General features: G+C 49.9%; 27 protein-coding genes. 17 read left to right on the forward strand and 10 right to left on the reverse strand.

Going from position 1 to position 21,795, the window contains the following annotated elements; all coding sequences use genetic code 11:
• The 10 genes from FHP88_RS07050 (at window position 1) to mobB (ending at window position 6,364) form a co-directional block, all read left to right on the forward strand.
• Entirely contained in the window at window positions 1-741 is a 741-nt protein-coding gene (locus FHP88_RS07050) for a flagellar motor protein (RefSeq protein WP_144358329.1), read from the forward strand.
• Complete coding sequence (motD, locus tag FHP88_RS07055; protein WP_144358330.1) at window positions 741-1,574, forward strand: flagellar motor protein MotD; 834 nt, start codon at window positions 741-743, stop codon at window positions 1,572-1,574. Before FHP88_RS07050 ends, motD begins: the two co-directional genes overlap by 1 nt.
• Window positions 1,571-2,371 (forward strand): ParA family protein, encoded by an 801-nt coding sequence (locus tag FHP88_RS07060; protein ID WP_144358331.1) that lies wholly within the window; start codon window positions 1,571-1,573, stop codon window positions 2,369-2,371. Before motD ends, FHP88_RS07060 begins: the two co-directional genes overlap by 4 nt.
• The gene (locus FHP88_RS07065; protein ID WP_144358332.1) at window positions 2,368-3,105 is read left to right on the forward strand and encodes a chemotaxis protein CheW; all 738 of its coding nucleotides are present in this window, start codon (window positions 2,368-2,370) and stop codon (window positions 3,103-3,105) included. Before FHP88_RS07060 ends, FHP88_RS07065 begins: the two co-directional genes overlap by 4 nt.
• Window positions 3,106-3,178: 73 nt before the next feature.
• Window positions 3,179-3,661 (forward strand): chemotaxis protein CheW, encoded by a 483-nt coding sequence (locus FHP88_RS07070; protein ID WP_144358333.1) that lies wholly within the window; start codon window positions 3,179-3,181, stop codon window positions 3,659-3,661.
• A gap of 26 nt (window positions 3,662-3,687) precedes the next feature.
• Window positions 3,688-3,861: a hypothetical protein gene (locus tag FHP88_RS19115; protein WP_186297642.1), complete on the forward strand. Its 174-nt coding sequence runs from the start codon at window positions 3,688-3,690 to the stop codon at window positions 3,859-3,861.
• Window positions 3,862-3,870: 9 nt separating this feature from the next.
• Window positions 3,871-4,251: a DUF2802 domain-containing protein gene (locus tag FHP88_RS07075; protein WP_144358334.1), complete on the forward strand. Its 381-nt coding sequence runs from the start codon at window positions 3,871-3,873 to the stop codon at window positions 4,249-4,251.
• A gap of 238 nt (window positions 4,252-4,489) precedes the next feature.
• A complete protein-coding gene (locus FHP88_RS07080; protein ID WP_144358335.1) occupies window positions 4,490-4,801 on the forward strand; it encodes a hypothetical protein in 312 nt (103 codons plus the stop codon).
• Between the two features lie 262 nt (window positions 4,802-5,063).
• Window positions 5,064-5,822 (forward strand): DUF4197 domain-containing protein, encoded by a 759-nt coding sequence (locus FHP88_RS07085; protein WP_144358336.1) that lies wholly within the window; start codon window positions 5,064-5,066, stop codon window positions 5,820-5,822.
• Complete coding sequence (gene mobB / locus FHP88_RS07090) at window positions 5,819-6,364, forward strand: molybdopterin-guanine dinucleotide biosynthesis protein MobB (RefSeq protein WP_144358337.1); 546 nt, start codon at window positions 5,819-5,821, stop codon at window positions 6,362-6,364. The genes FHP88_RS07085 and mobB overlap by 4 nt, the downstream gene beginning before the upstream one ends.
• Here mobB and modC read toward each other — a convergent pair.
• Genes modC through modA form a run of 3 tightly spaced genes read right to left on the reverse strand, consistent with a single transcriptional unit; the run spans window position 6,359 to window position 8,879 of the window.
• Entirely contained in the window at window positions 6,359-7,438 is a 1,080-nt protein-coding gene (gene modC, locus FHP88_RS07095; protein WP_144358338.1) for a molybdenum ABC transporter ATP-binding protein, read from the reverse strand. The genes mobB and modC overlap by 6 nt on opposite strands.
• Window positions 7,435-8,118 carry a molybdate ABC transporter permease subunit gene (modB, locus tag FHP88_RS07100; protein WP_420492994.1) on the reverse strand — a complete coding sequence of 228 codons (684 nt, stop codon included), beginning with the start codon at window positions 8,116-8,118 and terminating at the stop codon, window positions 7,435-7,437. The genes modC and modB overlap by 4 nt, the downstream gene beginning before the upstream one ends.
• On the reverse strand, window positions 8,118-8,879 hold the full coding sequence (gene modA, locus FHP88_RS07105; protein WP_144358340.1) for a molybdate ABC transporter substrate-binding protein: 762 nt from the start codon (window positions 8,877-8,879) through the stop codon (window positions 8,118-8,120). Before modA ends, modB begins: the two co-directional genes overlap by 1 nt.
• A 90-nt stretch (window positions 8,880-8,969) precedes the next feature.
• Between modA and FHP88_RS07110 the strand changes: the two genes are divergently transcribed.
• The 4 genes from FHP88_RS07110 to FHP88_RS07125 all read left to right on the forward strand — a co-directional run bounded on the left by FHP88_RS07110 (window position 8,970) and on the right by FHP88_RS07125 (window position 11,389).
• Complete coding sequence (locus tag FHP88_RS07110) at window positions 8,970-9,527, forward strand: class II aldolase/adducin family protein (RefSeq protein WP_144358341.1); 558 nt, start codon at window positions 8,970-8,972, stop codon at window positions 9,525-9,527.
• Between the two features lie 27 nt (window positions 9,528-9,554).
• The gene (locus tag FHP88_RS07115; RefSeq protein ID WP_144358342.1) at window positions 9,555-10,331 is read left to right on the forward strand and encodes a class II glutamine amidotransferase; all 777 of its coding nucleotides are present in this window, start codon (window positions 9,555-9,557) and stop codon (window positions 10,329-10,331) included.
• 22 nt (window positions 10,332-10,353) lie between these two features.
• Window positions 10,354-10,893, forward strand: a complete 540-nt coding sequence (locus FHP88_RS07120; protein WP_144358343.1) for a DUF2058 domain-containing protein — start codon at window positions 10,354-10,356, stop codon at window positions 10,891-10,893.
• 82 nt (window positions 10,894-10,975) lie between these two features.
• Window positions 10,976-11,389 (forward strand): acyl-CoA thioesterase, encoded by a 414-nt coding sequence (locus tag FHP88_RS07125; RefSeq protein ID WP_144358344.1) that lies wholly within the window; start codon window positions 10,976-10,978, stop codon window positions 11,387-11,389.
• Window positions 11,390-11,457: 68 nt separating this feature from the next.
• Here FHP88_RS07125 and phaC read toward each other — a convergent pair whose 3' ends face one another.
• A complete protein-coding gene (phaC, locus tag FHP88_RS07130; RefSeq protein WP_144358345.1) occupies window positions 11,458-13,527 on the reverse strand; it encodes a class I poly(R)-hydroxyalkanoic acid synthase in 2,070 nt (689 codons plus the stop codon).
• A 63-nt stretch (window positions 13,528-13,590) separates the two neighbouring features.
• Window positions 13,591-14,055 carry a phasin family protein gene (locus tag FHP88_RS07135; protein WP_144358346.1) on the reverse strand — a complete coding sequence of 155 codons (465 nt, stop codon included), beginning with the start codon at window positions 14,053-14,055 and terminating at the stop codon, window positions 13,591-13,593.
• Window positions 14,056-14,577: 522 nt separating this feature from the next.
• On the opposite strand from FHP88_RS07135, the gene FHP88_RS07140 reads away from it, so the two are divergent.
• On the forward strand, window positions 14,578-14,946 hold the full coding sequence (locus FHP88_RS07140; protein ID WP_144358347.1) for a phasin family protein: 369 nt from the start codon (window positions 14,578-14,580) through the stop codon (window positions 14,944-14,946).
• Window positions 14,947-14,982: 36 nt separating this feature from the next.
• Entirely contained in the window at window positions 14,983-15,732 is a 750-nt protein-coding gene (gene phbB, locus FHP88_RS07145; protein ID WP_144358348.1) for an acetoacetyl-CoA reductase, read from the forward strand.
• A gap of 151 nt (window positions 15,733-15,883) precedes the next feature.
• On the opposite strand, the gene FHP88_RS07150 is transcribed toward phbB, so the two are convergent.
• The 5 genes from FHP88_RS07150 to FHP88_RS07170 form a co-directional block, all read right to left on the reverse strand.
• The gene (locus FHP88_RS07150; RefSeq protein ID WP_144358349.1) at window positions 15,884-17,944 is read right to left on the reverse strand and encodes a nitrite/sulfite reductase; all 2,061 of its coding nucleotides are present in this window, start codon (window positions 17,942-17,944) and stop codon (window positions 15,884-15,886) included.
• 26 nt (window positions 17,945-17,970) lie between these two features.
• Entirely contained in the window at window positions 17,971-18,747 is a 777-nt protein-coding gene (locus FHP88_RS07155) for a sulfite exporter TauE/SafE family protein (RefSeq protein ID WP_144358350.1), read from the reverse strand.
• Window positions 18,748-18,767: 20 nt separating this feature from the next.
• Window positions 18,768-19,106, reverse strand: a complete 339-nt coding sequence (locus tag FHP88_RS07160) for a hypothetical protein (RefSeq protein WP_144358351.1) — start codon at window positions 19,104-19,106, stop codon at window positions 18,768-18,770.
• Window positions 19,107-19,120: 14 nt separating this feature from the next.
• Window positions 19,121-19,864, reverse strand: a complete 744-nt coding sequence (locus FHP88_RS07165) for a phosphoadenylyl-sulfate reductase (protein ID WP_144358352.1) — start codon at window positions 19,862-19,864, stop codon at window positions 19,121-19,123.
• Between the two features lie 155 nt (window positions 19,865-20,019).
• Window positions 20,020-20,856: a class I SAM-dependent methyltransferase gene (locus FHP88_RS07170; protein ID WP_144358353.1), complete on the reverse strand. Its 837-nt coding sequence runs from the start codon at window positions 20,854-20,856 to the stop codon at window positions 20,020-20,022.
• A gap of 215 nt (window positions 20,857-21,071) precedes the next feature.
• Here FHP88_RS07170 and FHP88_RS07175 point away from each other — a divergent pair, with 215 nt between their 5' ends.
• On the forward strand, window positions 21,072-21,542 hold the full coding sequence (locus FHP88_RS07175) for an aminoacyl-tRNA deacylase (RefSeq protein ID WP_144358354.1): 471 nt from the start codon (window positions 21,072-21,074) through the stop codon (window positions 21,540-21,542).
• Window positions 21,543-21,795 lie beyond the last annotated feature (253 nt).

Here is a 21,795-nt window from a genome sequence, read left to right on the forward strand (position 1 = left end):
GTGGACTATTTAAGCCTTGTTGGTGTCATTATCGCTTTAGGTGCCATTCTTGGCGGTAACGCGTTGGAAGGCGGTGATATCGGTGCGCTGGCGAATGGTCCGGCGCTGGTGATTGTCTTTGGCGGCACTGTAGGTGCCATCATGTTACAGACACCGATGTCTGTTTTTGTCCACTCTCTGCGTTCAGCGGGAAGTGTCTTTAGGCCCTCGCGGCAGGTGTTGCAGCCGACGATTAAGAAATTGATCGACTGGAGTAACATTGCCAGGAAAGAGGGCCTGCTTGGTCTGGAAGAGATCGCAGAAAAAGAACCTGATCTGTTTATCCGCAAAGGGATGCAGTTGCTGGTGGATGGTAGTGAGCCTGAGGTCATACGTAACATCTTGGAAGTTGAGATAGAGACGCGTGAACACCATGATTTGCAGGCGGCTAAGGTATTTGAAGGTATGGGTGGCTATTCGCCTACTATCGGTATTATTGGTGCTGTCATGGGGTTAATTCACGTCATGCAGAATCTGGCTGATCCGAGCAAATTGGGCAGCGGTATTGCCACTGCCTTTGTGGCGACGATCTATGGTGTTGGCCTGGCTAATCTTTTTCTGTTGCCATTTGGCAATAAACTAAAAGCTCTCGCACTGAGCCGTTCCCAATACAGGGAGATGGTGATTGAAGGCATAGTCTCAATTGCAGAAGGTGAAAATCCCCGTAATATTGAATCGAAACTGCAAGGATATCTGACCTGATGGCACGCAGAAGGCGCAGAGTTGAAGAGCATGATAACCACGAACGGTGGTTGGTCTCTTATGCTGACTTCATTACGCTGTTATTTGCCTTCTTTGTTGTCATGTATTCCATATCATCTGTTAATGATGGGAAGTACCGTGTGCTTTCCAATACCCTGACGGAAGCCTTTGTTACCACTGCCCGCAGCCTTGAACCGATACAAATTGGTGAAGAGGTACGCTCTATTGAGCCGCAGGTAGGTGACCTCATAATTTCTGATTCATCTAAGCCGGAATTGCTACCCAATGACCCCTTGGCTGATGAGAGTGAGGGCAACTCAGTCGTCGACACAAAGACGCTGGATGCAGTAAAAAGTGATCTTGCAACATCACTTTCAGAATACTCTGATCAGGGATTGGTGAATGTCACACGCACAGATCGTGGTATAGAAGTTGAGATGAAGAGCAGTATGCTCTTTGAAAGCGGCAGTGCCCGACTTTCAAGAGATGCACTGAAGGCTTTGCGAAAGGTAATACTGATCGTTAAACCTTTAGCCAACCTGATCAATGTAGAGGGGCATACTGATAATGTCCCGATCAGTACCATCAGCTTTCCATCAAACTGGGAACTTTCTGCAGCACGTTCCGCCAGCGTGGTTCACTACTTCGCCAAACTGGGCGTTGATTCAGGTCGTATGGCTGCAATTGGATATGGTGAACATCGACCACTCTCCAGCAATGATACGGTTGACGGACGCAAGAATAACCGTCGGGTCAACTTGCTGATTATGGCGCAGCAGACAAACGTAGGATCAGATTCTTCAAGCGAATTCCAACCCGGCGGTTCACAATGAAGGTCTGGACGATCGCCAATCAGAAAGGCGGGGTCGGCAAGACCACAACAGCCGTCAGTTTGGGGGGATTGCTGGCCGTATGGGGATTCCGTACTCTGCTCGTTGATATTGATCCGCATGGCTCACTGACCAGTTACTTTCGCTATGACCCGGACGCGATTGAGGAGAGTACCTACAGCCTGTTTAAGGCGGTCGCCGACAAAAAACCGATTGATCCATCGACATTACTTTATAAGACCGGTACCGAAGGGTTAGTGCTACTGCCTGCTTCGGTCGCACTCGCGACGCTGGATCGTCAGGCTGGGCGAATGGACGGCATGGGCTTGGTGCTCAAGCGTGCCTTTGACCGATTGGCTGATCAGTTTGATTATGTCTTGATTGATTGCCCACCTATGTTGGGTGTGTTAATGGTCAATGCGCTGGCGGCATGTGAAAGGCTAATTATTCCCGTACAGACTGAATTTCTCGCTCTTAAAGGGCTTGAACGGATGTTGCACACGTTAAAAATGGTACTCAAGGCAAGAACAACACCCCTTCCCTATACCATTGTCCCTACCATGTATGATCGTCGTACCCGAGCTTCAGTGGATAGCCTTCGTGTGCTTAGGGAGACCTATCGAGAACAGGTTTGGAGTGGAGTCATACCGATTGATACAGAGTTCAGGGAGGCCAGTAAGGTTGGCTTACCCCCGGCAATAGCCGACCCGCGCGGGAAAGGGGTTGCGGCTTATACCGCGCTCCTGGAGTCTTTGCAGAGTGATCAGAATGCCCTGCCAATCACAGGGATCGCGCGATGACCCATGATCCGAAAAAGCCCAAAGAGGTTCTGCATGCGCCAGAACAAGCCATAGACAGCTACCTGGCTGCTCTTCTGAGTGAGGTTGATGAGTATTGTGAGGTGGCGCAGCCAGTTGCCGTTGCGCCTGTAGCCACAAAGCCCAGGTTGGCTGAGGTGGTGGAGCTTCGGCGAGGTATTCAGGCTGAACCGGCTGTTGAGGTGTCGACAGTCACTATAGAAATAACGCAAACGGCCGATAAGCCTTTAGAACAGCCTCAGGAGGCGCTGGATACACCAACGGAGATTGTCCCTGAGTGGGCTGGACAACCGTTTCAGACGCTACCATTTAAGGTTAGGGGCATGAATCTGGTGGTACCGTTGACAGCCCTCAGTAGTATCACTGAATGGAATCAGGATCTTACTCAGATGCCCGGGCAGCCCGATTGGTATTTGGGAATCTTGATGCATCGGAATCAGCGTGTAGTGGTGGTGGATACCGCCCAGTTGATCATGCCAGAACGGCTCGAGCGTGCCTCGGAAAAGCGTCAACGGGGCAGTCATATCCTGATTATTGGGGATGGCCGCTTCGGATTGGCCTGTGACAGCTTGCAAAGTCCGTTGCTGTTGAACAGAGACCAGGTACGCTGGCGAAGAGGTGAAGGTTACCGGCCGTGGATGGCAGGTACAGTAATTGACCATCTCAGCGTCCTGCTCAATGTGGATGCTATGCTGGAGATGATTGGGCATAAATAGTGCCTTGGATACGATCCTCCCCGGTCAGAGATGGAAAATAGACATATAATTCAGGTAAAACAGAGGTAGTGCTATGACGACTCGCGTTGCCGAGGGTTCAGCAAATGATCCAGTATATCAACTGGTCACATTCCGACTGGAAGATGAGACCTATGGTATTAATGTGATGCATGTGCAGGAGGTATTACGGGTTACTGAGATTGCCCCTGTACCGGGTGCACCTCCCTATGTGTTGGGTATTATCAACTTGCGTGGTAATGTGGTTACAGTTATCGACACGCGTAGTCGCTTCGGCCTTCCGCCCGGAGATATCGACGAAGCCAGTAGGGTCGTCATTATCGAGTCAGAGATGCAGGTGGTTGGTATTCTGGTTGATAGTGTGGCCGAGGTGGTTGAGCTTAAAGGCTCCGAAATCGATTCAGCGCCGAATGTAGGCAATGAAGAGAGTTCTAAGTTTATCCAGGGCGTTGCTACCAGTGATAATAATCTGCTGATTGTCGTAGATCTGAATAAGCTGTTGAGTGAAGAGGAGTGGGATCAGGTCGGAATGTTCTGATCTGCTCTAAGACCAGGAGGTCGAATATGCCCGAAATCAGTCAGCCAACACCGATAAAGCCAACATGGCCGGTAAGGCGAGATGATCCTAAGCGTAAGCGCCCTGAGTCGGAACAAGACAAGAAAAAGAAAAAGGTGGAGTCACCGAAGCCGGAGCGCGATGGCGATGACAATCACCCTCGAATAGACGATTACGCCTAATATAACTTTATGGAAAATGTATTGCTGGTTTCTCTCTTTGTGGCAGCTGTAGCTATCGTGGGGCTAATTGGCATTGCACTACGCTTAAAAAGCTATTCCAAAAGGTTATCCGATGCTGAACTTCAAATCCATTCCCTTACTGAAAACCTGAATGCGCTTTGCTCCGGTGCTGTAGGTGTTGATCAGCGGGTCAGCACTCTGGAAAGGACCGGCCGAGATTTAGCGCATCGTCAAGAATCCATTGAATCACAGCAACAAGATCGCCCTTATGGTGAGGCCATTCAGCTTGTCCAGCAGGGGGCCACTGCATCGCGTTTGGTGGAAGAGTTGGGGTTGAGTCGTAGTGAAGCCGATCTTGTCGTTATGCTGCATGGCACAAAATCACTTTGAAGTGCTGACTGGAAGAGAGAGAATACGTACGATTTTTTTTCTCTGTGAACCAGTCGTACTACTAAATGCCAAGGCGTTCCCGAAGGATTGGGAGGTCATCGAGAGTTGTTTTGGGATTGCTGTATCGGTTTGATAATAAAGCGCCTTTTCTCCCCGTTTACCCCTTGTTTCCTCATCTCTTTATGTCCAGACTTTCAATCGAGAGGGCGAATACCGGGATGATTGAAGAGGTGACGTCATGGGCAGATTAAACAGATTAAATCACATTGGTTCACAGACTTTGGCCGGCTTGGTGTTGCTGGCAACGGCATCGACAACTACCATGGGTACGACGCAAAACTTTGAATCGATCACGGCTGGATATGGATACCCTGCCACAACCTCATATCTGCAAGAGCGTGCAGTCGCTGAGAGCAACCCGAAGATTGCGAAGCTACCAAAGTGCACACCTGGATTCAGTTGCAAAGCACCCAAAAATGAAGCTGCACGCGTCAGCAGACGGGAAGCATTGCAATTTGCGTTATTGCTAGGTGCTGGTAATTCACGCTGATCCCGACTACGCAAACTGCTCCCTGCCTCTTTACCAGGGTTTGTCGCTTACTTAGCGCATAAACCCTGGTGATCACACTGACCAAAGATAAATTCAGGTAACATTCCTCTGAATCCCTACCAACTACCACAAAACTGAAGTGGCTTATAACTGCCGCTGAATCCTCTTCTTCTGATAGACTTAGTGCCAGTCACCATCAATTCTCGGTGTCAGGTGTTGTTGCATCCAATGGGCAGAATAGCAGCAGGGAAGGAGTATTCTCATGTTTCAAAAATACACGTTACGTCTACTGACTATAAGTGCACTGGTTGCACTAAGTGGTCTAGTGCAAGCGGATTGGAAGGATTGGTTGAAGTCGGCCAAAGAGGCGGTTGAGAAGTCCGACACCCCGGCTGTCTCACAGGTGCTGACCAATGATCAGGTCATAAAGGGACTAAAAGAGGCGCTGAGTGTGGGCACTGAGAAGGCGATAGAGATCCTCGGTCGTGACGGCGGTTACTTGAATGATGCCCAGGTAAAAATCCCCCTGCCTGATGGATTAAAGAGTGTTTCAAAAGGACTTCGTGCAATTGGTCAGGATGAGTTGGTCGATGAATTTGTTACAACCATCAATAGGGCGGCTGAGCAAGCGGTACCTGAGACGCTCTCTATCTTTGGAGATACCATCCGCGAGATGAGTCTGGAAGATGCCAAGGGTATTCTGAATGGCACCGATACTGCGGCCACGGATTATTTCAAGAGCAAGGGCAGTAACAGGATCAGTGCGGCTATTCTGCCTATTGTACAGCGGGCGACAAAACAGGTTGGTGTGACGTCATCCTATAAAGAGATGGTGGGCAAAGTTGGTTTCCTGGGCTCTTATGTGGATATGGATTCACTGGATCTGGATAAGTATGTCACCGCCAAAGCGATGGACGGTTTGTTCCTGAAACTGGCTGAGCAAGAGCAACTGATTCGCAAAGACCCCGTGGCCCGTACTACAGAAATACTTAAAACGGTGTTTGGTAGCGTGAGCCGATGATTGATGCCCGGATACCTGTACTTGGATTTGCCGCCTTCAGTGGTACCGGGAAGACGACACTGCTAAAACAGCTGCTGCCTTTATTGCGCCAGCAGGGACTGCGTATCGGTATGATTAAACACACCCACCATGATTTTGATATCGATCAGCCGGGAAAAGATAGTTATGAATTGCGCAAGGCGGGCGCCAGCGAGATGTTGGTCGCTTCTGGCCGTCGATGGGCATTAATGGTGGAGACGGAAGGGAGCGGTGACCCGATACTTCAGGATATGTTGAAACGATTGGATCAATCCAAGCTTGATCTGATTTTAGTCGAAGGCTTTAAACATGAGCGATTCCCAAAGATTGAACTGCATCGCTCAAATCTGAATAAGCCCCGGCTCTATCCTGATGACGCCTCAATAATCGCGTTTGCAACGGATAATCAGTCCGAACTGCAGACAGTAATACCGCAATTGGATCTGAATGATTGTTCTGCAATTGCCGGATTTATACTGGATTGGTTAAAACAGAGTAACTTCGCTGCTGAGCATCGATTATAGAGAGAGCGCTACACTCTTGATCTGGGCATAGACTTGCATGCCGGGCTTGAGGTCGAGGTTGGCTTGTGATTTTTGCGTAATACGGGCCAGCAGTGGAACGCCACCCAAATCCAGTTTTACGATCATGCGTCCCCGGCCATGGGCGGACATTTCAATCACGGTAACCGGTAGTACATTGAGGATGCTGGTAGGGCCCGGTGGATCAAGCGTCAGACTCACATCTTTGGCATGGATACGGATTCGTACACGCTCACCCACAGGCAGATCAATCCAGCTAACAGTCAGCTCATTTCCAGCAAATCCTACCCGGGTTAGGTGATAGGTCTCATCGTGCTGAAGAATCTGGGTATCGAAAAGTGCACCGGCTTCTTCATTTCGTGCAATAGGTAGATCGACGCGTGCCAGCATCTCCGATAGCGGGCCAGCCGCGAGTACTTCTCCATGCTCAATCAGCAACAGGTGATCGGCAATGCGAGCCACTTCATCAAGGTCGTGGGAGACGTAGATGATCGGAATATTTGATTCGGTATGCAGACGTTCCAGATAGGGCAGGATCTCTTTTTTATGTCCACGATCCAAAGCCGCCATGGGTTCATCCATCAGCAGCAGGCGGGGATGATTCAGTAACGCCCGACCGATCGCGACACGCTGCTTCTCGCCGCCAGAGAGTTGAGCAGGGTAACGATCCAGTAATGGAATAATATCCAATAACTTGACTACCTGATCAAAATCACCATGGCGCTGCTCGACGGGTGTTCGTTTAAAACCGAAAAGGAGATTGCCGGATACTTTCAGATGGGGAAACAGTTGGCCTTCCTGAAAGACATAGCCAATGTCTCGCTTATGGGGGGGTAGGTAAAAGCCCCGCTCGCTGTCATGCCAGCACTCTCCGGCCAGTGAAAGATAGGCCTCGCCGGCCTGCTCCAAGCCTGCAATACAGCGCAGTAGTGAAGTTTTGCCACATCCAGAACGACCAAACAGGGCCGTTACCCCTGCAATCGGTATCTCACCACAGGTATTGAGTGTGAAAGTGCCTAGCGACATCTTGAAGCGAAAATCGAGTGCGTTGTTCATCGCTGCTCCCGATGCAGGAAGTGCGTACCGTTCATTCGATAGACGAGATAGAGGATCAGGAATGAAAACAGCAACAATCCCGCAGAGAGCAAATGGGCCTGTCCGTAGGCGAGCGATTCGACATGATCATAAATGGCTATTGAGAGTACCTGAGTCTCTCCTGGAATATTGCCGCCGATCATCAGTACCACACCAAATTCCCCCAGTGTATGAGCAAAACCGAGGGTAGAGGCGGTGATGAGTCCGGGGCGAGCCAGTGGCAATACCACCGTAAAAAAACAGTTCAGTGGTGAAGCCCGCAATGTGGCAGCGGCCTCAAGCGTACGACGGTCAATCGCTGCAAAGGCGTTTTGTAGCGGTTGGACTACAAACGGCATGGAGTAGAGTACAGAGCCGATCACCAGTCCGGTGAAGGTGAACGCCAGACCCTTACCGCCCATTGCCTGCCAAAAGCCTCCAATAAACCCACTTGGAGAGAGTGCAATCAGCAAATAGAAACCGAGTACCGTAGGGGGTAGGACAAGCGGCAGTGCAATCAGGGTCTCGACGAGGGTGCGAATGCGGGATTTTGAACGGGCCAGCCACCAGGCCAGTGGAATGCCAACCATCAGCAGTAATAGTGTCGAGATCATGGCGAGTCGCAACGTCACCCAGAGTGCTGACAGATCATCCGGCCCCATCATTCTTTGGCCGCTTCCAGCAGATAGCCACTCTCCCGCAAGATCTGTTCAGCAGCAGGTCCTTTGATAAAATCAAAAAATCTCTCTGCAGCCTTCTTATTGGCCGAGCGCTTCAGAATAATACCCTGTTGCAGGATCGGTTGATGATGTTGCGCTGGTATAACCCAGTACTGTGCCGGATCGATCTTTGCCTGGATGAGTTGGGAGAGCGCAACGAAGCCGATATCTGCATTGCCCGTGGCGACAAACTGAAAGGTCTGCCCAATATTTTCGCCTCGCGCGGCGTCGTTCACGAGCGCATCCCAGAGGCCTAATTGTTTCAATGTCTCCATGGCGGCTATGCCATAGGGCGCCGTCTTGGGGTTGCCAATCGCCAGGCGTCTGAACTGATGATTCTCAAGACGTTTTTGTGCCAAGCCGTGGTTGGCCGGGTCTGGAGCCCAGAGTGCCAATTGGCCAACAGCGTAGGTAAAACGGCTGCCGGGTAAATTGAGGCCTTCTTGCTCCAGCGCAATAGGCCGTGCCGCATCAGCGGAGAGAAACAGGTCGTAAGGCGCGCCGTGGCGGATCTGCGCATAGAGCTTACCGCTGGAAGCGGCACTGATGCGCAAATGATGTCCTGTTGCTTTTTCGAATGCGGGTGCAATCCGTTTTAAGGTGTCACTGAAATTGCTTGCCGTGGCCACACTGAGGGTTGCTGCAAAGGCGAGATGGCCGGTAAGCAGCAGAAATAGTCCAGAGAAAAAAGAGGTGAATCGCATAGCTGATCCGTCTTAGGTTTCCGTTATTGTACTGAAGAAGGGATAATTCGCCTATCATAGCCCCTAAAGGGTACTCAAATTGGAGGTTGAATGGATTTACGCGAGCAGCTGGTTCAGTACTACCAGTGGTTAAGGCAGTACGGTAACAACGATTCACACAGCGGTAACGCCTCAGTCAGAGCGGGTGATCGGTTCTGGGTGACACCTACGGGTTCCTGTGCAGATACCCTGACTGTCGATGATCTGGTTGCCTGTTCCGTACAAGATGGATGCGGCGTAGGGGCCTCTTTGGATGGACCGCTACACCAGCAGATCTATCAGCAAAATCCGGCGGCCACTGCAGTTTTACACAGTCATGGACCTTACAGTGTGGCCGCAACGCTCAATGGAGAGTCTTTCATGCCGCTGGATTTCGAAGGCCAGCTCTACTTTCCTGAGGTTCCTGTGATCACCATACCCTATGCTGACTATGTGGCGCAGGCTCCGGCAGCGGTTGCTACCATGCTGAGGAATCACCGCATCACAGTCGTACGCGGACATGGTGTCTATGCGGTTGGAGAGACGCTGAATCTGGCCTACAAATGGACCTGTTCATTGGAGCTTTCTGCTAAAACAGCCTTTATTGCCCGCCAGATGGGAACCGTCTAAATCAGGACTAAGTGTCGGGATTGAGTTATGTGCCAGCTATTGGGAATGAACTGCAATGTACCAACGGATATCTGCTTCTCTTTTGAAGGTTTTGCCAAAAGAGGGGGAGAGACCGACGAGCACAAAGATGGTTGGGGTATCTCTTTCTTTGAGGGAAAGGGGTGCCGTACGTTTATGGATGTTCAACCTTCGGCCCATTCAGTAGTATCCGATCTGGTTAAACGCTATCCAATCCATTCGATGAATGTGATTGCCCATATTCGTAAAGCGAGTGTGGGTGCGGTAAAGCTGGAAAACACCCATCCCTTCAATCGAGAGCTCTGGGGTGAGTATTGGGTGTTTGCCCATAATGGCGATCTGTTTGGCTATGATCCGATATTAACGGGCTGTTATAGGCCTGTAGGTACAACCGATAGCGAACGGGCCTTCTGTGTCATTCTGGAGCATCTGAGGGCACGTTTTACAGAACGGCCTCCTATAGAAAAGATCTGCAGTGCTATACGAGAGAAAGCGCAAGAGATCGCACAAGAGGGTACATTTAATTTCCTGCTGTCAAATGGCGAAATAATGATCGCACACTGTAGTACAGAGTTGCATTATCTGATTAGACAACATCCTTTTGACACGGCCGTACTAAAAGATCTGGATGTTACTGTTGATTTTCAACAGGTCACCACGCCGAGCGATTGTGTTGCAGTGATTGCAACGGAGCCACTGACCGAGAATGAAACATGGATAAAGATCGAACCCGGTCAATGCATGGTATTTCGTAATGGAAGTGTGGCGGAATGTTATAAAGACTAGAGTCAAGTAAGAGGAGTGATTGATGGGTATCTCACTACAGGACCAGCTACTCAAGGCCGGCCTGGTGGACAAGAAAAAGGCCAACCAGGTTCGCAAAGAGAAGAAGAAGCAGACCAAGCAGGAACAAAAGGGGCATGGTAAATCTGCCGATGAGGTAAAACGTTCTGCTAAAGAGGCGCAGAAGGCTCAGGCAGAGCGGGATCGGCAACTCAATCTTCAGCGTAAAGCAGAGGCCGATAAGCGCGCACTACAGGCACAGATAAGACAACTGATCGAAATGAACCAGATCAACACTGACGAGGGTGAGATCGCTTATAGCTTTACTGACGGAAATAAAATCAAAAAACTCTATGTAACAGAAAAAATCCAGTCACAGCTTAGCAAAGGACAAGTTGCCATTGCGCGGTTTGGCGATGGCTATGCCCTGGTACCCAATGGTGTAGCAGAAAAGATCAAGCAACGAGATCAGCATGTGATTATCTTTATCAGTGATACCCCCCAGGTCTCGGAAGAAGATGATCCCTATGCTGATTTTCAGGTGCCAGATGATTTGATGTGGTAGAGGGTTGTTAATCTGCAGCGTATTGTGAAGTGATCCATGTTAAATGCTCTGCGAAGATTTTTAATTGAAAAATTATTACACAATGAATATAGAAACAGTTCATCATAAATTTGAACTGGATATCACCATCCAGCCAGGCGATATCGATCAACTCGGACATGTGAATAACATAGTCTACCTGCGATGGGTTCAAGAGGCCGCAATTGCCCATTGGTCAGTGCTGGCAACAGAGCGTGAAAAGCAACGGTATTTATGGGTGGTTGCCAAGCACGAGATCGAGTATAAGCGTCCCGCTTTTACAAAGGATGAGGTGATAGCGGTTACCTGGGTGGGCAAGGCTGTTCACCGTACTTTTGAGAGGCATACAGAGTTACTCAGGAAGAGTGACGGAAAAGTACTCGCCAAGGCATTAACGCTGTGGTGTCCAATAGACGCCAAAACAATGCAGCCGACGGATGTTGATGAAGCTATCCATGCAAGGTTCTCAACCCAATAGTTTTTAAAAGGCATTAAAAAGCCAAACCATCGCTGGTTTGGCTTTTTCGCTTACTGGTTATTAATGCATTATGACATCAGCGTTTTAGCCTGTTCAGGCCAGGTGGATGTGTCATAGCGATTGTAACGCTCATCAATACCAACCAGAAGCCGTTTAAGACCTTCGGCACCCAGTGCTACCAGTTGCTCGTAGCGGGTGATTCCTGACAAGTTCAGAACTTTCGCAATTTTTGGGCCTATGCCTTTGATGGCTGTTAGATCATCCTGTGCATCATTGGCTGCGGTCTGAGCTGGTTTAGCCGTTTCAGCTTGTGCTGTTTCTACTGCAACCGGTTGAGCAGGCGCTACATCATTGAGCGTGCGTTTTACATAGCTTCCAGGTGCGTTTTCAATAATGGTCATTCCGCGGTCGCCAGGATTGCGCGCCGCAACTTCTTCAGAATCGAATACTTTCACCCAACGATCCCACTCAGGCCACCATGAGCCTTCATTGACTGCTGCCTCTGCGGCCCAAATTTCTGGATCTGCTGGTAACTCATCCGTCACGCGATAACCATATTTGCCTGCAGCAGGTGGGTTGATAATGCCGGCAATATGGCCAGAGCCACCCAAAATGAAGCGTACATCACCAGAGAAGAGTTTGGCGCCAGAGTAGGTCGATTTCCAAGGTGCGATATGGTCTTCTATAGCTGAAACAAAGCAGACCGGGATGTCGACCTTAGAGATGTCGATAGAGACGCCATCAATGGTGACACCACCGGGCTTACACAGATTATTCTCAAGATAGAGATTGCGCAGATACCAAGCGTGCATCTTGGCAGGCATGCGGGTGGAATCCGAGTTCCAGTAGAGTAAATCAAACGGACGCGGATCATTGCCCAGAAGATAGTTATTGATATAGAAAGACCAGATCAGATCATTGGCACGCATCAGGTTGAAGGTGCCTGCCATCTGGCTCCCATCAAGATAGCCACTTTCGCCCATCTTTTTCTCTAGACCACAGATCTGCTCTTCATCAATAAAGACGCCCAGCTCACCCGGATCAGAGAAGTCCAACATGGTGGTGAAGAAGGTAGCACTCTTGACGCGTGTATCCCCCTTGGCCTTCATATAGGCCAATGAGGTAGCAAGCAGAGAGCCACCAATACAGTAACCGATCATGTTGATATCAGATTCGCCGGTGGCACGTTCCACCGCATCAACGGCCTCGAGTACACCTTCGGTGACATAGTCGGAAAACTCAGTATCGGCATAAGACGCATCTGGATTGACCCATGAGACCACAAATACCGTATGCCCCTGATCGACCAGCCACTTCAAGAGTGAATTCTTTGGTTGCAGGTCCATGATGTAGTACTTGTTGATCCAGGGTGGAATCACAAGCAGTGGCCGTTTTAATGCCTTTTCTGTTGCAGGTGTGTACTGAATCAGTTGGAACATGCGATTCTGGAATACAACCTTACCCGGTGTGGTGGCTACATTTACACCCAGCTCGAAAGCGGAGGTGTCTGTCATGCGAATGCGCAGCTCACCCTTGCCCGCTTCCAGATCCTCCAGCATATTTTTCAGACCGTGTACCAGATTGGCACCTTTGGTCTCGATCACCTTTTCAATCACAGCTGGATTAGTGGCCGCAAAGTTGGTGGGAGAGAGTGCATCAAGGTAGCGTTCGGTAAAGAACTCAACCTTCTCTGCCGTATGCTCATCCAGTCCCTCAACACCCTGAACCTGATCGCGCAGCCACTTGGAAGTCAACAGATAGGACTGTTTGATCGCGTTGAATGCGGGTTGATCAGCCCAGCCCTCATGTTTGAAACGACGGTCGCTCCGATCCTCTTGGATAACAGGATCGGAGGCAACTGTTCCGCCCAGCATATTGGTCAGAGACTGCTGATAAAGCTCCATAGATTTCTGCATGAAGGAGAGATTGGCATTGATCGCTTTCTGTGGATCTTTTGCGAGGGCAGCGTACCACTCGGCAGAAGATTTCATCAGGTTGAAGGGGTCAAGATCCATGTGTTCATAGGATTTGGCAAAATTGGCCATGATCTCTTCGACTTGTTTGAAATTCTTCTTTAGCTCCATGGTTGTCGATGCAAAGCCCAACGTATTGACCTCAGATTGGTCAGTTTTCGACATGTTTCTCTCCTGTGACTCTGATTCAGAACTAGTATCTAGTATATGGATGCTGGGTAATTTGGACTACTTTACTTTTGATATGGTTTCTTTCAGCTCTTGAAGACTTTCGGCGATTCGGCTGTTGACTTTGTTGGCCACAGAATCTTGCGTGTCACGAATCATGTTGCTGATTTCGTTAGAGTTCGAAAGTGCCTTTTCAAATGCCGCTTGCAACAGTTCAACCTGTTTGGCAGAGACTTCACTTGGGTTGCCAGAAGTGGTCAGGGTTTTCGCTGCATTGGTCACCTCAGCAATAGCTTCCTGCAACATGCCTGCCTGACGCTGGATCAGTGCTTGTGAACCCGCCAGCATGGCTTGATTGGTGGTCATCAATAATTCCATATTCTTACGCTGCGTCTCTACCAAGCTGCTGGTGTCGATGCCAGGCACCGCCGCGCCACTGAAGCCATCCTGTAACTGCTTTGCAATAGCCTGTGGATCAAAGCTAGCGAAGAGGGCAGACATATCAAACGGGTTTTGTGTAGCCATGGGTATTGCCTCAAAAGGTTATGAATTAAGTGAATCGTTTTTGCTCAAACTAAGAATCTGCTCCTGCACGATGTGCGGGATATGATCTTGAGCTTCCTTGCTAAACATGGCTCAAGCACTCCGATAATCGCTACAGATTTTCGCTCTTGTATTGTAAGATAGCATAAATTGTTGCACTGCACAATAACGATCTTCCGGGTTAGTTAACGCAAGCATAGTCAAGAAAAAATAGTGGGGAATGATTTTTCCTGTATAGGGATGCCGCGCATCTTGATGATGCCCTTATTATTGTCATTAGTATGATTAACTTATTGTTACATAACTATTAATTCTGAATATTTGCGGTGCTCGAGATGGATTTATTTGCGTTATATGCGGTTATTTTTAGTCTAATTTAATTATTGCGATTGAAAATAGAGCAGGAATTTGTGCGCCGCACAAAAAAAGCTTGACACTGGAGTTTCGGAGGGGATATGCTGCATCGCAACAAATGTGTTGTGACAACTACGAGGAATTCTACACATGAAAACAACGGCTGTTAATCTTGATGCAATGAAAGAGATTGGCGTTGCTGGATTTGAGGCTGCCCGCAGTCTGGGTGAATTGAATCTTCGCACTTGGGAAAAACTTATTGAAAAGCAGACTGAGGCTTTTGGCCTGTTTGTTGATGCTGGGATTGAACTTGTAAAGGTAACCTCCGAGCAGAAAGATATTAAAGAGCTGGTCAATGCTGAGATGAATGTTGCCAAACAGTTTGGTGAAAATCTGGTTGTAAAGGGTCGCGAGACGCTTCAGGTTGCCAACGATGCACGTGACGATTATCGCTCATGGGCAGAGCAGGGTGTGGATACCTTCACCAAGCAGGTCAATAGCTCTGTAAAAGCGGCTTAATCAGTCAATCATCAAAGCAATAAAGAGAGATCAGTTATGAGTGAGAATAAACGTCTGGCCATCGTTACCGGTGGTGTTGGTGGAATCGGTACAGCTATTTGTGAGCGTCTGGCGAAAGACGGTATTCAGGTTGTTGCGACTTACCATCCTGCTGAGGAAGATAAGTTGATCGATTGGAGTAAGGCACGTGCTGAAGCGGGTATTGAAGTAGGTCTTGCTGTATGTGACGTCTCATCTCCAGAAGACAGCGCCCGTATGGTTGCTGAAGTCGAAAAAGAGTTCGGCCCTGTCGACATCATTGTTAACTGTGCCGGTATCACTCGTGACAAAACCATGAAGCGTATGGATGCAGAGAGCTGGGATGCCGTTATTAACACTAATCTGAACAGCGCTTTCTATGTCACCAAGCCTGCTTGGGAAGGGATGCTGAACCGTGGTTTTGGCCGCATCATCAATATCTCTTCTGTCAACGGCCAGCGTGGACAGTTCGGGCAGACCAACTACTCTGCAGCTAAGGCCGGTATCCACGGCTTCACCATGGCTCTTGCACATGAAGGTGCCGCCAAGGGTGTAACCGCGAATACGGTCTCTCCTGGCTATATCGAAACCGCTATGACCGCAGCGATGCGTGATGACGTGCGTGAATCCATCATTTCGGGTATCCCAATGGGTCGTATGGGTAACCCAGAAGAGATCGCCTCAGCAGTTGCCTTCTTGGCCGCTGACGAGCAAGCCTATATCACCGGTGCTAACCTGCCGGTCAATGGTGCTCTCTTCGTACATTAATTAATCCTCCTCCTCTCTGGCTTTATTAGAGAGTTTTTGCCCGACTCCCCGTCGGGCATTTTTTTGTCTTTTTTTCAGTGTCAATTGCTCAGCACAAAAAAACCTCTCCCAATTATCGGGAGAGGTTATTAACGCTGACTCAATGCAGTGATTAGCCGTCAGTGCCAGAGCGTGGCTCCTCTGTACTATGTGGACGTTTGTTGAATTCCGTTACCAGTGTTTCAGCCCAAGCGGTAATTGCTTTGGCTGCTGTAATCAACTCAGGCAATTGAAGTTCATCCAAGGTATTTTGGAAATCGCGCAGGTCGGTAAAGAGCTGTTCAAGCTGGTGTAACTCGGCTGTGTTAGCTGGATAAGCGGTTCTCAGTGCGGGCAACAGTAACGCTTCACCCGTTAACTTACCATCGAGTCCGGCAATCTCCAGTAGCGCCTGCGCTGAGTAGGTAATCTGATTATCCAGACTCTCTCCTGCATCGGCTTGTTTATTTTTGGCACCAAAGGAAACGCTCAAATCAGATTCATAACGCGCATCCAAAAGGAGTTTGTCTGCAGGGGCGGCTTGTGCGCCTGCACACTCGCCAACGCCCAGTGATTCGACTTTGAATACGCTGCTGTCACCGTGATCCCGGGTAAGAAACGCCAGTTCCATAGCGCCGACGGTACTTAGATGAGAGAGCAGTTCATCAAAGTATTCACGCCCTTCACGTTTAACCCAATCGCGGAAGCTTTCACCCTCTTGCCTGTCAGCAAAATAGCTGTCGTGCAGTAAAGACACAGCAGAGGGCACGCGCACGGCTGGTATATCCGGCCCGTTAATCCCGATACTTCCGCCTTCACTGCCATCCCCACCAAGTTGCAGGGTATAACTGGGAACCAAACGCCCGTGGTGACGGCGGCCTTTACCATACAGACCGATATCTGAAATGGTGGCATTGGCACAACCATTCTGACAGCCATTGACCCGCACGCTCAGATCACCTACACCACCACTCAGGCGTGGCGCCATCTGACGGGATGCGGTGATGCCCAGTGGGCAGGTAGCCGTTCCAGGGCAAGAGACCACTTGATCACCGCAGCGCGGCAGTTTCAGGCCCAGTGTTTTCAGCGCCACAGTGAGACTGCCGAGTCGATCGGTAGGCACATTGAAGATGCTCAGATTCTGATCCAGCGTGGTACGAATATCATGCAGCCCTTCTGCGTACAGCAGATCAGCAAGATCCCTCAAGGTCTGAATAGTCAAACGGCCATCAGGAATGCTGACGGGTAAGATATTCAGGTCTTCCTGGTGCTGGGCCGTTGGCGCACGCAGGGTGGTTTTTATCTGCGTGCCATCAACGGTGCGTTCACGCCATGTGGTAATCGGCTGACTATTCGCACTGTACGCGTTCGAAGTCCTGGCATATTCAATACGGTACTTTTCAATAAACCCATCGACGCCAAATTTATCTAACAGGAACTTGATCCGTGAACGCATCTTGCGTTTTCTGTCAGAGTATTTGTCGTGTACCGAGAGAACCGCTTCGATAGCCGGAATCAATTGATCTTCCTCGATGAATGACTCCAGCAGAATGGCCTCTTTGGGTTTGCCGCCGAGTCCACCACCGGCCAGCAGACGGAAGCCGGGCCGACCCGCTTTGCGGGTGGCAATCACTCCCAGGTCATGTACCAGGCCATTGGCGCAATCGGATTCACAGCCGGAGAAGCTGATCTTGAACTTACGTGGCATGGAGGCCGTCAGCGGATGGCGAATGAAATAGTTTGCCGTCTGGTCAATGTAGGCGTTGATATCCACATGTTCAGCCGGGCAGGCGCCTGAAAGAGAGCAGCCGGTAATGTTTCGAACCGTGTTGCCGCCGGCTTCCCGGGTGGCAATACCGTACTTGCCCAGGGTGCGCTGCAGCTCAGGTGTCTTTTCCAGAGGCACAAAGTGGAACTGGATATCCTGACGTGTGGTGATATGCACGCTGTCAGTGCCCGAGTGTTTCTCAGCCGCTTCTGCAAAGCCAAGCAGCTGATTGGGGGTCATGCGTCCACCCGGCAGTTTGGCTCTGACCATACACATGCCGTCCTGGCGCTGGGCGTAGATACCGAGATTGAGGCGAATGGCCACAAACCGGTGGGGGTCCAGGCTGCCCTGCAAGAAGTTTTGCAGGTGCTGGTCGTAGTCATCGAAATCCTTCGAATCGATCAGCGGGTTCAGTGCATTGGTCATGATTGACTCCAATGGTCAGTTAAAGACTAAAAAGCAAACTTCAGGCCGGTAACAAAGAGAATTCCGGCCAGCCCCCGGCGCAACATCGCTTCCGGTAGGTGTATACCCAGTTGACTGCCAAGGGCAGTACCGGGAATCGAGCCCAGCAGCAGACTGCCAAGCAGGGTGAAATCGACGTTACCCAGTTGCAGGTGCCCCAGTCCCGCCAGTGTGGCGAGTGGCACAGCATGGGCCAGATCGGTACCCACTACTGCAATGGCTGGCATCCTCGGGTAGAGCAGAAAAAGGATCGCTGCTGTTAAGGCGCCAGCTCCCACGGATGAAAGCGTCACGAGTACACCGAGGATTGCGCCCAGGGTCACCAGCAGGCGGGTACGATGGAGCCTGATCCATGCGGCCATCCTGGAATTACCCGATGCCATGCTTTTTGCGATGCGCTCTTTTAGCAACAGTACCAGTGAGGTAATGATCAAGGTGACACCCAGCGCAACAGTAATCACCCGCTCGTGGTGACCACTGGGCTGTAGTGAATCCAGTAAAACCACCGTAATCAGCGTTGCAGGCAGGCTGCCCAGTGCCAGATAGCCCACCAGTCGCCACTGTATTGAGCCTTTACGACCATGAAACCAGACACCACTGGCCTTGGTGATGGCGGCATAGACCAGATCAGTGCCTACGGCTAATGCAGTTGGGATACCGAAGCCCATCACTAGGATGGGTGTCATCAAAGCACCGCCGCCAACGCCCGTAAGACCGACACAGATGCCGACAACAAAGCCCGCGAGTGTAAACAAGGGGTCCATGCGCTCAGTTCTCCCGCTGTTTAGGCGAAATCAGGTGTCGGGTTAGCTGTGAGCAGATCAGAGAGTGCCGGTTTTGGGGTTTTAACGGGTTTCAGTACATCACGCAGTAGCTTGAAGTAGACGGTATAGACCTGTACTTCACCACTGGCGTCAGCAACCAGAAAAAACGGCGCTCTGTCGACCTTGTAGATTTCTGACAGACGCATGCCTTCACTACTCAGGTCTCCCTCCTGTGCGATTACCACGCGGTCGATCTGATCAAACAGACCCTCGCGGCGCATACGGGCTTCAACGTCCCTGCATTTTGCGCAGGGCTGACCGTCTCGTGAGAGTTTTTTTACCATTGTAATGAAGGCCATGATCGTCTCCTTGTTTAGCGTGCTGCAGCCTTGGCTGCGACATTACCGGCGTGTAGGCCGCACTCTTTGTCAGCGGCATCTTCCCACCACCAGCGACCTTCACGTTCGTGCTGGTTGGGTAAAACGGCGCGGGTGCAGGGTTCACAACCAATACTGGTGAAGCCCTGAATGTGCAGTGGGTTATAGGGGACTTCATGGGTGCGGATGTATTCCCACACCTGGGCCGACGACCAGTTAGCCAGCGGATTGAATTTCAGCAGCTTACTCTCTTCAGTAGAGAAGGAGGGGTCTTCCTGTATGACAGGCACTTCGGTACGGGTGCCGATACTTTGATCTTTGCGCTGACCCGTGATCCAGCCGTTGAGTGTTGCCAGCTTGCGGCGCAGAGGGGCTACCTTGCGAACCGTGCAGCACTCTTTATGACCGTCTTTGAAGAAGCTGTAGAGCCCTTTTTCGCGGACCAGTTTCTCCACATCTGCACCGATTGGATTGACCAGATCGAGCTCAATGCCATAGTGATTTCGAACTTCTTCCAGGTAACGGTAGGTTTCCGGGTGCAAACGACCGGTATCGAGCGAGAATACTTTGACGTGGGGATTGATCTGGACGGCCATGTCTACCAGCACTACATCTTCTGCGCCGCTGAAAGAGATCGCGATATTTTCGACAGTTTCCAGCGCCAGGCTGATGATCTCTTCAGGAGAGCGGTCATCGTAGGTGGTAGCCAGGCGTTGGACATCCAGAATGGAAATGCTCATGGGTTGTTCCTCAGTAGATTTAAAAAGCGCCTTAGGATCTGTTGGCGTTAATATGCTGAGGACAACCTTAGTCTTACTTGTATATATATAAAAATATCAAATAGGCATATAAGAATAATTATGAGTTATATGGGGCAATCAACGGTTTGAGCGGGCTATTTTTCTGCCGAGATATAACAGATCCAGCCAGCATCGGCCTCACCCGTAGTTGAAGGGACAAAGATCCCGTCAGGTTCACCGTCTTCATCCCAGCCTTGCCAATAAATAGTGACTTTACTGAATCCGACTTCTTCCAGCAGATCGCGAATTTCAGGCAGGGTCCAGAGTCGCCAGTCATAACTGAAGGCACGCTTGATACAGGACTTGTCCGGGAAGGCAAAGTGGATGTGGCAAATTAAACCCCCGGTTACCGGATCATAGCGTTCCTGTTCCCATATATAGGTGAACTCTCCCTCGTTGATCTCGCGCTCTTCTTCCAATTCCCGAAAGGAGTCGTAGCCGCCATAGGCATCCAGAAAAAAGATTCCCCCCTCGGCCAGGGCTTCTTTAACGCGGGAAAAGTAATGCTTTAGCGCCGTTCTCTCTTTGAAAAGCCAATAGCTGAAGTTCATCGCCGAGATGATGTCTGGCGATTCGGTGGTTACCTGTAGGACATCCGCCTCAACCAAAGTAACGCGTTTGCGTTGCCCCATACTGAGTTCAGTGATCTTATGATCCTGCCCCCAGGTAAGCACCTCATTGTCGAGATCTACACCAATCGCACGATTACTCTTGCGCTGTCTCACCCATTCGCAGCAGACGTTGGCTGTACCGCAGAAGTCTTCTCTAAGCAGGCTCGCCTTTCGCCCTCTTATTGTTTTGTAGGTCTCATCGACAAACTCAATTTCTGAGGCGGCATACTGTACTGAAAGCTCGTAAAGCTGATGACGATCTGCAGAATCGGCTAGGCGTGATTTCTTATTCTTTTTCTTCTCTTTTTTCTTATCGCTCATAGTTATTATTTTTCCAAATTACAAGACGGTTTTGCGACAGAGACTATACTTTAAAATAGGCATGGGGAGTGTGTAGATAGTGCCTTATCTGGTGTATTTATCAACCAGACCGATCTGTGAGTGTTGTTTGTATACCTAATCAGTAACTCATTTGATTGGTTAAAAAGTGATGTCGGTATTCGTATAGAGGGGATTATATCGGCAGAGGAGGCGTTATGGGAATTGCAATTACATTACAAGAGTATCTGATTGATCATCAATCCAAGTATGAGGTGATAGAACATACTCGCACATCTTCCGCATTGGAAACATCAGCGGTTGCCCATGTGCCGGGAGATCAATTGGTAAAGAGTATTTTACTGGGTGATGAAGACAGATACTTGCTTGCCGTTATACCGGCCACTCATCGTCTGGAAATTAATAAGTTGAGTGATGTGGTGAAGCACAAGTTACAACTTATCTCTGAGAGTGAGATGGCCGGAGCATTTTCTGATTGTGAGGTGGGCGCGATGCCCCCAATTGGCGAGGCCTATGGCATTGATACCTGGGTCGATCCTGTGATCTTTACACAACCAGAGGTCTATTTTGAGAGTGGTGATCATCATTCGCTTATTCGGATGTCTGGCGAAGATTTTCGTGAGCTATTAAAAGATACACGGCAGCTACCCATAAGCCACCACCTGTAGCCCCCGATTGGCATTGCGCCGAAAGGCGTTCTGTTATACCCTTGCGCCTCCAAAATTTCGAGGCCTGGGTAGATAGATACACGCCTTGATTTTGACCTGAAATAAAGTACTTGAGTTGCTACCGAGAGAACGTCGCGTGCTTGCACCTGAATCAGAAAAGAGATTCAAGGTAGAAAGACAATTTACTGGAGAGCTGTCCGAGTGGCTGACTCGAGGAGTTCCGAGAGAACGTCGCCTTTGGCGACGGCCCCGA

The organism is Sedimenticola selenatireducens (assembly GCF_007625115.1).
GTDB lineage: Bacteria > Pseudomonadota > Gammaproteobacteria > Chromatiales > Chromatiaceae > Sedimenticola > Sedimenticola selenatireducens_A.